This is a genomic window from Claveliimonas monacensis, from assembly GCF_014982975.1.
GTDB lineage: Bacteria > Bacillota > Clostridia > Lachnospirales > Lachnospiraceae > Claveliimonas > Claveliimonas monacensis.
In genome coordinates this window covers 1-1441 of record NZ_JADCKL010000034.1, presented here as the reverse complement: position 1 = coordinate 1441, position 1441 = coordinate 1, and the positions used below count along the sequence as shown (strand labels likewise).

Here is a 1441-nt window from a genome sequence, read left to right as displayed (position 1 = left end):
CTTGGGTTTGACTTTGCGAGGGTCTGAACGCCCAGGTCTGACAGGTAAAAGATTCTTCCGTATCAGTTCCTCAACGTTAGGTGGAGAAATATCATTCCGAAGGAAATATCGGCATACATGGATTGCTGTTGTGTAGTTCATTTGATAAATATGTTTTGTATCCTTTTGATGGATTACCACGTGTATCGTGATGATTTCACAATAATTATAAAGGATCAGACGTGCATATATTTCCTGTATGATATACTCCACCTTTTTTGAATGAAAACAGCTTAAACCAATCGCATATTTCAATTCCCGGAAAGAGGTTTCTATCCCCCATCTCATCGCGTAAATCTTCTTTATCTCTTCTGCCGGAAATTCTTCTATGGGCAGATTTGTAATAATGCACTCATATGAATTCTCTGAAAGAGCAAATCTAACCACCCGAAAATTTAAGGTATAGAACTTTTTGTGGTGTAAATCCAGATAGTCAAAAGGGCTTGATTTAGGGAGGATCTTGTATTGTTTTGGATTAGATTTTACTCCATTGGTCTGTTTTCGGGTCAGTATAAGTTGCATGGTATGGTCAAATTCATCCTTATCAGGGAGCAGGAAACTTCCTGTCATGCTGCCCCGCCCGCCATCCTTTACGCGAATCAGATAGTACATCTCTTTTTCCTGGACATGAGCAAAGATGTTATAGGTTTCATACCCTCTGTCAGCGATAAAAATGGTTTCCTTTTGTCCACGGTAACGGTCGATCATCTGAGTCATTGCAAGGGATTCATTTTCTTTCCGTGCAGGCTGTATCACAACATCGGTATAGCGCTTTTCGCACAGGTCATAAAGCGCGTTCAAGTGGATCTGGTTAAAGCCCCTATCTGTTGGCAGTGACTGGAAATAGGTGTCTGTATCTTTGGGGTTACGGGGAATATTCAGATCAGACCCATCACAGGCTAACAGGCGATAGCCATTATAATTCTTTTGGGGTGGGAAAAGAGAATTAAATTCATGGAACAAAAAAGGGAATGTCTCCGGAAGCAGTTTACTTCGCTGCTGATTAAAAGCAGAAGCGGAAGGTGTATCAACGGAAAACCGAAAATAATCCAGTAATTCATTTTTCAAGCCGCCATTTTCCATAGAAAGAATAAATTGGATTGTGGATGCAAAATCAAGTTTTCTTCTTCTTGAAAAATCAGCTGCAGGATTTTTTACAAACAGCCATGGGAGCGAGGCCATTTCCTGGATCAGCGACAAAAGCCTGTTTTTTACATATTCAGCAAATATCATAAGTGTTACCTCCAAAAATGTAATACATTTAAGGGGCTTCGCCGCAAATTTTTCTATGTTTGTCAAGTATTTTTTTGAAATATACGTAAAAAAGAGCAGGGTACATATCTCTATATACCTTGCTCTGTAAGAACCGCTCTGCTAATGCCTTAACTAAATGACATTGGCC

1 protein-coding gene is annotated in these 1441 nt (G+C 39.8%); it reads right to left on the bottom strand.

From position 1 onward, the window contains the following. Nucleotides 1-1272, bottom strand: a 1272-nt coding sequence (locus INF30_RS14535) for an IS4 family transposase (RefSeq protein WP_226395719.1), incomplete at its 3' end; no start/stop codon positions are given. Between the last annotated feature and the right edge of the window lie 169 nt (nucleotides 1273-1441).